This is a genomic window from Blautia sp. ZXY-1-B12 (genome assembly GCF_056339915.1).
Window position 1 is genome coordinate 1 of the sequence record NZ_JBWJVP010000307.1, and the last position, 9,046, is coordinate 9,046.

General features: G+C 41.2%; 7 protein-coding genes and 2 pseudogenes. 1 reads left to right on the forward strand and 8 read right to left on the reverse strand.

What is annotated here, in order from left to right; genetic code table 11:
• Positions 1 to 138 precede the first annotated feature (138 nt).
• From AC075L_RS21295 to AC075L_RS21330, 8 genes and pseudogenes are all read right to left on the reverse strand, one after another.
• A complete protein-coding gene (locus tag AC075L_RS21295; RefSeq protein WP_476388176.1) occupies positions 139 to 777 on the reverse strand; it encodes a ClpP family protease in 639 nt (212 codons plus the stop codon).
• A gap of 395 nt (positions 778 to 1,172) precedes the next feature.
• Positions 1,173 to 2,117, reverse strand: a complete 945-nt coding sequence (locus AC075L_RS21300) for a D-ribose ABC transporter substrate-binding protein (protein ID WP_476388170.1) — start codon at positions 2,115 to 2,117, stop codon at positions 1,173 to 1,175.
• 172 nt (positions 2,118 to 2,289) lie between these two features.
• The gene (locus AC075L_RS21305) at positions 2,290 to 3,231 is read right to left on the reverse strand and encodes an ABC transporter permease (protein ID WP_476388171.1); all 942 of its coding nucleotides are present in this window, start codon (positions 3,229 to 3,231) and stop codon (positions 2,290 to 2,292) included.
• Entirely contained in the window at positions 3,231 to 4,715 is a 1,485-nt protein-coding gene (locus AC075L_RS21310) for a sugar ABC transporter ATP-binding protein (protein ID WP_476388172.1), read from the reverse strand. Before AC075L_RS21310 ends, AC075L_RS21305 begins: the two co-directional genes overlap by 1 nt.
• A 52-nt stretch (positions 4,716 to 4,767) precedes the next feature.
• Positions 4,768 to 5,190 (reverse strand): D-ribose pyranase, encoded by a 423-nt coding sequence (gene rbsD / locus AC075L_RS21315; protein ID WP_476388173.1) that lies wholly within the window; start codon positions 5,188 to 5,190, stop codon positions 4,768 to 4,770.
• A 1-nt stretch (position 5,191) separates the two neighbouring features.
• A pseudogene (rbsK, locus tag AC075L_RS21320) lies at positions 5,192 to 6,080 on the reverse strand (ribokinase).
• A gap of 177 nt (positions 6,081 to 6,257) precedes the next feature.
• On the reverse strand, positions 6,258 to 7,241 hold the full coding sequence (locus AC075L_RS21325) for a LacI family DNA-binding transcriptional regulator (RefSeq protein WP_476388174.1): 984 nt from the start codon (positions 7,239 to 7,241) through the stop codon (positions 6,258 to 6,260).
• A 255-nt stretch (positions 7,242 to 7,496) separates the two neighbouring features.
• A pseudogene (locus AC075L_RS21330) lies at positions 7,497 to 7,646 on the reverse strand (YebC/PmpR family DNA-binding transcriptional regulator); the annotation flags it as partial.
• A 272-nt stretch (positions 7,647 to 7,918) separates the two neighbouring features.
• Here AC075L_RS21330 and AC075L_RS21335 point away from each other — a divergent pair.
• Entirely contained in the window at positions 7,919 to 9,025 is a 1,107-nt protein-coding gene (locus AC075L_RS21335) for an SLC13 family permease (protein WP_476388175.1), read from the forward strand.
• The last annotated feature ends 21 nt before the right edge of the window (positions 9,026 to 9,046 follow it).

Below are 9,046 nucleotides of genomic sequence, written 5' to 3' on the forward strand. Positions count from 1 at the left end.
TCGACTATATTTTTCTGATTTATAATATTTCATGTTTTTAATTTTCTTTTGACCATTCAAACTATTTATTTCTATTCAGATATACAAAAACTGATATGACAAATACAAAATTTTTTCTGCCTGTATAGCATTTACAACCTACTTCTCACAATTCTTAGTCTCAATTAACTCATTTAATTTTGCCAGTGCTTCTTTAATTCCACCAGCTTCATCAATCAGACTTTCTTTGACCGCATCTTTTCCCTCAAGCATAATTCCCACAGCTTTCACCAACTGAGTTGTGTCCAACATCAGTTCTTCCAGACGCTGCTGAGATGCCCGGGAATGTTCTGAATTAAATGTAGTAATACGATCCTGAATCTTCTCCATATTCCGATAAGTCTGAGCAACACCGATAAACATACCGCTGGAACGTACCGGATGGATCACCATAGTCGCACTTGGCACCACAAAAAAATAGTCTGCAGAAATTGTCATAGGAATTCCTATGGAATGACCGCCTCCCAGAACCAGCGATACCGTCGGGATACTCACCGATGCGATCATTTCCGCAATGGCAAGTCCCGCCTCCACATCTCCACCTACAGTGTTTAACAGGATCAGCAGTCCTTCGATTTCATCATCATCTTCGGTGATGGCAAGCTTAGATAGCACATATTCATATTTGGTTGTCTTAGAATGTGATGGCGCTGACTCATGACCTTCTACTTCTCGGATAATCTTCAGCAACTCCACCTCATGTTTTCTTGAATTGCTGTCCAAAATCACCTGTCCCATCTCTCTTATCTGCTCATTTTGTGTATCTTCCTTTTTCAGTTTCTGCTCTTTTTCTGAATCTTTATTCTCCTGTTCATTCACACTCAGACTTTCATCTGAAAATTCCTCATCGTTTTTTCTCTGCCTCTCATTCTGGTATCTACACATTTCCGCATATTTATCCAGAACTCCCCTCTCTCTTTTTTCTGTTCCCGATTTTCTATAGTCTTTCATAATATCCCGCATAAAAATACCTCCAGGATTTTGCTTCTGGAGGTATTATGTACTAATTTTTTATTTTATTCGAAGATATCAGAACAGTATATTTAATGTTTTTCCCTTCATACACGCGTTTCAAACAAACCTCGTCAAATCAAAGTCTATTCCAAAATATTTACACAAATATTCTTTTATTTTTATTCCGCACTGTCTTTGGTAACCAGTTTTACTTCTACAGGAATAGACTTCTCAACTGTCTCTCCATCTGCCAGAGTAATTGCTGTGTCTACTGCTGTTTTGCCCATCTGATCTGGCTGCTGTGCTACTGTTGCAAGCATTTTTCCTGCTTTTACAGCTGCAACTGCATCATCGGTAGCATCAAATCCGACAACCTTGATATATTTTCCAGTTGCTGCGATAGCCTCTAACGCACCAAGCGCCATCTCATCATTATGTGCAAATACACCCTTAATAGAACCATCCGCCTGAAGCAGGTTCTCCATAACAGTCATACCTGTTGCACGGTTAAAGTCTGCGGTCTGGCTTCCTGTTACATCCAATTTCTCATCTGCTACTTCATGGAAACCAGCACCTCTGTCAATAGTTGCAGAAGCTCCAGTTGTTCCCTGAAGTTCAGCTACAGGTGCACCCTCTCCAATTGTTTCTACCAGATACTCTGTTGCCATTTTCGCACCAGCTACGTTATCAGATGCAATCTGGCAGTCTACGTCAACGCCATTTACCACACGGTCTACAGAAATAACCTTGATACCTTTTGAAATCGCATCTTTCACTGCCGGAGCTACTGCATCAGAGTCTACCGGATTTACAATCAGAACGGATACATTTCTGGAAATCAGGTCTTCTACGTCATTGGTCTGTTTCGCAGCATCATCACCTGCATCAACAGTAATCAGTTCAGCACCCTTGTCCTCCGCTTCTGCCTGCGCACCCTCTGCAAGACTTACAAAAAATGGGTTATTTAATGTAGATACGGACAATCCGATCGCTCCGTTTCCTACAACTCCATTTTCGCCAACTTCAGCAGTTCCCTCGCCGTCAATAGTAATAATCTGGCATCCTGCTGTGGAAGATAACATTGCACACGCAGCTGTCAGAACTACAATCTTCTTTATTTTCATTTCGAAATCCCTCCTGTATATTCAAATCTCTTATATTAACTGAATAAAGTAAGTCCCATGCTTCAATTATGAAAATCAATAGTCAGGAACTTGTTTGTAATATCCGCTTGACTACTCAGGCTGCCGATTTATCCCCGCAGCAGCCTGAATATGCAATTTTCCTATATTCTGATTAACGGTTTCTGTCAGAAAGTACGGCAATCAGAATAACGATACCTTTTACTACATCCTGATAGTAAGAAGAAATACCAAGGATGTTCATACCATTATTCAGAACTGCGATAATCAGAACACCGATCATGGTTCCCTGGATCTTACCACGTCCACCACTCATACTTGTTCCGCCAAGTGCTGTTGCTGCGATAGCATCCATTTCATATCCGTCACCCAGAGTAGGCTGAGCGGAATTCAGTCTGGAAAGAAGGATCAGGCCGGAAAGAGCAGACATGAATCCTGAAATTCCGTAAACAATAATTTTTGTTTTGTCAATGTCAACACCTGCAAGGCGTGCACATTTGCTGTTACTTCCGGTTGCATAGATACGTCTTCCGAATGTTGTTTTGTTCAGCATAAAATAGAATGCGATAAATGCAAGTACAAAAAGAATTACAGGAATCGGAATATGGAAGATATTTCCCTTTCCTACCAATTTCAGTGCAAAACTGTCACCAAGATTGGAAATTGGTTTTCCATCCATAAAGATCATGGTTAATCCACGATAAACAGTCATTGTAACAAGGGTTGCGATAAATGCCTGCAGGCGGCCTTTTGTAACAAGGATACCACTGACAAGACCAAGACCTGTACCAATTACCATCGCAAGGATCATTGCCGGTACAACCGGAAATCCGCTCGCGATCATCCCTGCACAAAGTGCAGTGGACAGACCCAGAATAGAACCAACAGACAGGTCAATTGCATCTGTCAGGATTACGCATGTCATACCAAATGCGATAAATCCATTAATTGAAGACTGTCTTAACAGTGACAGAAAGTTACTCCATGTGCGGAATTCCGGACTTGCGATACCAATTCCCACAACAAGAACGATCAATGCGATAAATGCGCCATATTCCTGAACGTATTCAGATACGCTTTTCTTCTTAGTTTCCATTAAATTGTACCTCCCGTAGCCAATGTCATTACTCTTTCCTGATTTGCTTCCTCATAGGAAATAATTCCTCTTACTTCACCCTCACGGACAACCATGATGTTGTCACTCATTCCAAGTACCTCCGGCAGTTCTGAGGATACCATAATAATCGCAACTCCCTGCGCTGCCAGTTTATTGATAATACTGTAAATTTCTTTTTTTGCTCCGATATCCACACCTCTGGTAGGTTCATCCAGGATCAGAATCTTCGGATTTGTAAGGATCCATTTTGCAAGAACAACTTTCTGCTGGTTACCGCCACTTAAATTGTTGCATTCATGAAATGGTCCAAAACATTTGATGTGAAGCTCTTTGATTGCTTCTCCAACCATATCCTTCTCCGCTTCTTTTGAAACTACAAAAGATTTCGAAATACGTCCCAGATTACAAAGAGAAATATTCTCTCTGATACTCTTATCAAGCATCAGACCTTCTGTTTTTCTGTCCTCCGTAATAAATCCAATTCCATGTTCCATCGCCTGTCTTGGATTAGAAATCTTCACTTCCTTGCCATCAATCTCAATAGTACCCCTTTCATAAGAAAGATTTCCAAAGATTGCCTGCATGATTTCTGTTCTTCCTGCACCCATCAGACCGGAGACTCCAAGTACCTCACCTGCACGTACAGAAAAAGATACATCATGGAATGTTCCCTTTCTGGTCAGCCCTTTTACTTTCAGAACTTCTTTGCCAATCTTTACGTCTCTGGACGGATAACGCTCACCGATCTCACGTCCGATCATCATCTTGACGATCTCATTCATGTTTGTTTCCGGAATGCTCTTCACACCAATATAGGAACCATCCCGCAGAACTGTAATTCTGTCACACAATTCGAAAATCTCCTCCATGCGGTGTGAGATATAAACCATGGACACGCCTTTCTTTCTTAGCGATTCAATGACTTTAAACAGTGCAACTGTCTCGCTCTGTGTCAGTGCAGCTGTCGGCTCATCCATGATAATAACCTTTGCATCTGCCATCAGCGCCTTACAGATTTCCACCATCTGTTGCTGACCTACGGAAAGTTCAGACATAACTGTTTTAGGAGAAATATTTACTCCCAATGTGTTCAATGCTACCTGCGCTTTCTTCTGCATCGCTTTTTTGTCACAGATTCCGAATTTTCCATGAATTTCTTTTCCCATAAAAAGATTCTCTTCTACCGTCAGGTCAAACATAACATTTAACTCCTGGTAGATAAAGACGATTCCCGCTTTCTCAGCTTCCTGCGGATTCTTGTAGTTTACCTCTGTTCCGTCAACAAGCACAGTTCCTGCATCTTTGGTATAAACGCCTGTAAGAATCTTCATCAGAGTAGATTTTCCCGCTCCATTCTCACCCATCAGCGCATGAACTTCGCCGCTCTCCAGTGTGAAGCCCGCCTGCTTCAAAACCTGGTTGGAACCGAATGACTTATCGATCCCACGCATCTCAATTCGCATTATTTTTTGCCCCCTTTTATTTTGTTGGTAATCTCAGACACTACCTAATCTTTTATCCAAAAATACAGCCGGACTGCAGGATGATATTTGCATAAGGAGTGGTTTCTCCGCTGCGAATCACCGCTTTACAGCTCTCTGTTCTCTTTTTTAATTCTGTATGTGAAACAAATTCAACTTCTGCTTTATCGCCTGTTTCCTGTTCGATTTCTTTAAATAACTGCTCGATCTGTGCAAGCATCTGTGGGTTCTGCTTACGGATTTCCTCTGCAAGCACGATTTTCTCAATCTTCAGGTCTTTTGAAACCGGTTTCAAAACATCCATAAAAGAAGGTTTTCCAAATTCAATTGTAAGATCGATTCTCTCTGTTGTGTCCGGTACCGGCAGACCACAGTCGCCGATAGCAAGAGTATCTGTGTGTCCCATATAGGCCAATATTCTTGCGATATCACTGTTTAAAATTCCAAGTCGTTTCATCTTATTTATTTAACTCCTTTTCAACTTCTTCACATGTCGGCATTCCTGTCTGTGCTCCAAACTTCTCTGTGGAAAGGCTTGCAGCTGTATTTGCAAAACGAAGTGCACTTTCCAGATCAGCATTTTCTGCAAGCATAGTGCAAAACGCACCGTTTAATGTATCGCCGGCTCCTGTTGTATCTGCAACTTTTGCAGGGCGAACCGGTACATGAACAATTGTGCCGTCTTTCTTCGCAGCTGCCACACCATCAGATCCAAGTGTGATCACAAGTTTCTCAGGATATGTTTTCAGTAATTCTTCTGTGTTTGTATCTGCACCGAATAAAATCTTCGCTTCATGTTCGTTCGGTGTCAGCCATGTGATTTTGTCCAGAACTTCTTTCTTTACTTCTCTTGCCGGAGCTGGATTTAATACAACTTTGATTCCATTTTCATAGCAGATATTTACTACATATTCTACAGTTTCTGCCGGGATCTCATGCTGCATTACCACATAATCGGATTTCAGCAGTTCTCCTTTGATGCTGTCGATGTATTCACAGTCAACTTTACCGTTGGCACCTGCAACTACGATAATTGTATTGTCATTCTCACCTACTGTAATAATCGCAAGTCCTGTAGGTACGCCTGCAAGCTTTCTAATGTTTCCTGTCTTAACCCCGTTCTTTGCGAGGTTATCGATCAGTGCCTGTCCGTTGCTGTCATCTCCTACGCATCCGAACATCTCTATATCTGCCCCAAGTCTTGCCATGGCAACTGCCTGGTTTGCACCTTTTCCGCCAGGGATGTAACTTAAGGTATCGCCCTGAAGTGTTTCACCCTTCAGTGGAATTCTTTCTGCAGTTACTTGTCTGGTCCATGTTGATGCTTCCTACTACTGAGATTTTCATATTCTCTTCCTCCTCTTATTTATTGTCACATAACTGTTATTTTATAAACAATTCAGACAGATTAAGTAAATCCTTTGTTTCAATTACAATAACAATAAGCAATGAATTGAATTTACTTACATCGGGAAAATACTCGTTTCTCCTGATATGTCTCAAATGTCCGTTTAACCGCATATCCTATTTCATAACTGTTGTTTCTCTTTTTATTAAAGTTACCGGAAATTTATTTTCCTGTGTTACATCAACTCCTGTTGCATAATTGATAATACACCGCACTGCTGTTTTCCCCATATCTGCAATTGGCTGCCGGATTGTCGTGAGTTCCGGTGTCATCAAATGTGCAAGTGCTATATTATCAAATCCTATGATCTGTACATCTTCCGGAATCTGATATCCATGACGTCTCAAAACTTTGAATACTGAAATAGCTACCATATCGTTACAGGAAATGATTCCATCAACTGCTGGATATCTCTCCAGAATTTCCTCTGCCGTCAGCAGACCCTGTTCGAAGCTATACTCGCATTCCAGATTCTGCACTTCACGTCCATACTGTTTACAAATATCCACATATCCTCGATATCTGTTTCTGGCACTGGAATATTTCTGTGGTCCGGAAATATTTACGATATTTCTGCAACCACACTGAATCAGATGTCTGGCTGCCAGTTTCCCGCCTTCATAATGATCAGCTTCTACGAAAGCCAGTTCTCCGTCTGCATGGATACGTCTGTCCACAACCACCACTGGGATGCCGCAGTCCTTAATTTCCGCGTCGATTTCCTCGTTGTTAGTCATAAGGATGATTCCGTCTGCGTTCATTCTTGAAAGCATTCGGATACTCTCTTTCTCTTTCTCAGGTTTATTCTCAGAGTAACACAACGTCATCCGGTATCCCTGGGCGTATGCTTCACCTTCGATTGATTTCGCCATTTCTGTGAAGAATGGATTCTCGATATCCGGGGCAATTACGCCAATTATCCTTGATGATTTCTTAAACAGAGAACGGGCAACTTCATTAGGTTTGAAACCCGTTTCAGAAATAGCATTTAAAACCCTTTGCATTTTTTCTTCATCTACTTTTGCTGTTCCATTCATTACTCTGGATACAGTAGAAGGAGAAACTCCTGCCAGTTTTGCTACATCTCGAATACTTGTCATTCCCGGTCGCCTCCTGTTATTGTGTATTTTTTCTTTTGAAACCCGTTTCAAGATGGTTTCATTATATCATTTCCACAATTAATGTCAACGTGGTTTTCAATTAAAAATGCTTTTCGGCGTTTATTACAGATTTCAGACGGAAGATTTGTGCAACATAGCCGATATATTTTCTGCACTACAGCCCCAAATGACCCTTTTCATATGCTAGCCATACATACGAAAAAGGTCATTTTCTCATTCATCAATACTATTCAATCATTCATTCCAGTTTGTCCACACGTCAGTCACATCGTCATCCTCATCTAACAGATCCAGTGTTCTCTGAAGATCCTTGAGAGCCTGTTCGTCTGTGAGGTCTACATATGTCTGAGGGAGCATAGCAACCTGTGCTTCAACGATCGGTACGATGATGATATACAAAATTAGTATTTTATTCTGGTATGGCTTCATCAGCCATATACATTTATATTTACTGGTTTTAGTAGTTTTTTACTTCAAGTCCTAAAGACAGGTTTCATTATACAGGAATGAGGCGGTAATCGCAAACACAATCCGCAATACAAAATGATATTCGTTTTTCTGGGTGTTTCTGTGATATACTCATACGCGGTCGTATCAGACCGGAAAGGAAGTATTATGTTACAAAAATTATATGCTTTTTCAAGAAAGAAACCGTTTTGTCAATTGCAGTGATCCTGGCACTTCTTTCTATGTTCTGGGTCAGACTGGATAAGGCTTATTTTACCTATATCGATTTCAGGACTCTCGGGCTCCTCTTCTGTTTGATGGCAATTGTAGCTGGTTTGAAGGCTGTTGGTGTTTTTGATTTACTTGTCCAAAAATTGCTGATGGGAATATCGGGAACTGTGGGTGTGATCAGGCTGTTGGTACTCTTATGTTTCTTCCTGTCAATGGTGATCACCAATGATGTGGCATTGATTACTTTTGTTCCTCTTGCACTGATCATTGTGCATAAACTGCCAAAGGAACTGGGCAATTACTGGCTTCTTAAAATAGTAGCCATGCAGACAATCGCTGCTAATCTCGGAAGCATGCTCACACCAATCGGAAATCCGCAGAACCTTTATCTATATGCCAGAGCAGGGATGTCCGCGGCAGAATTAATAACCCTGATGCTTCCCTATTCCGCCACAGCACTTATCCTTCTTCTGATATGGATACAGGTAGCCGCTGCCAAAGCACCTCACGTATGCGGTTCCGAAAAAAATAAAACTCTTTTGGGATTCTCTGACAGAAAAGAACTTAACATGGAATACCTGGCCGCTTACCTGATCTTATTTACAATCTGCCTGCTCACTGTTGCACGTATCATTCCATACCAGATTCCTCTTGTATTGGTTCTTATATATATGCTGCTAAGAAACAGGGAAAATATAAGCAGGGTGGATTACTCCCTGCTTGCCACCTTTATCGCATTATTTATTTTTATCGGCAACCTTGGAAGGATTCCGCAGTTCAGCAGTTTTCTGGAAAGAATCATGGCAGGAAGGGAAACACTTACTGCTGTTCTTGCCAGTCAGATTATGAGCAATGTTCCCGCTGCGCTTCTTTTATCCGGCTTTACAGGTAATTACCGGGCTTTAATTGTCGGAACCAATATTGGAGATCTCGGCACTCTGATTGCATCCATGGCAAGCCTGATAAGTTTCAAGTATATCGCAAAAGAAAACAGGAATCTGAGAGGGAAGTATTTGGGAATATTCACAGCCTCCAATATTGTATTCATGATATTCATGTTAATATTGTATTTTTTTCTTAGATAAAGGTTTTCCCGGAATTACAAA